We start from the raw sequence: 641 nt of genomic DNA, 5'->3' as shown, positions 1-641 counted from the left end.
GCGCCGTTGAGGTTGAACGACGAGATGGCGAGATCGGACGTGGTCTGGCCTGCCGCGACCGTGTAGCTGAAGGTGAGCGCGGTGCTGCCCGAGCCGCCGGTATAGCTCGCTGTGCCGCCATCATTGAGCGCGAGCGTCGGCGTGCCGCCGGTGGTGTTGACCGTCACGGTCTCGCTCGTATTGACGGTCAAGGTGACGACCTGGCCGGTGCTCACACTGCCGGTGCCATTGGTGATGCCGGTGCCGGTCGCGACGATCGAGGCAATCGTCGGCGCCGTCGTGTCGATCTGCAGGATGCCGGCCGGATTGGCGTTGGCGGCGCCTGACACATTGGCAGCAATGCCGTTGCCACCGGTGATGGCCGCGCCGTTGAGATTGAGCGCGGAGACGATGAGATCGGCGGTGTTCTGCCCTGCCGCCACCGTATAGCTGAAGGTGAGCGCGGTGGTGCCCGAGCCGCCGGTGTAGCTCGCCGTGCCGCCATCGTTGAGGGTTAGTCTCGGGGTGCCCCCCGTGGTATTGACCGTCACGGCCGCACTGAAGTTCACGGTCAGCGTGACCACCTTGCCAACATTGAGATCGCCGGCGCCGCTGGTGATGCCGCTGCCCGAGGTCGCGATCGAGGCAACCGTCGGCGCCGT

1 pseudogene is annotated in these 641 nt (G+C 66.8%); it reads right to left on the bottom strand.

The features are described 5' to 3' along the window. Positions 1–641: pseudogene (locus tag AC0L2O_RS36305) on the bottom strand (phosphoesterase); the annotation flags it as partial.

It is taken from the genome of Bradyrhizobium sp. Kon10 (assembly GCF_055807395.1).
Note: the sequence above shows the minus strand (reverse complement) of the source record. Positions and strands in the feature narration are given on the sequence as shown.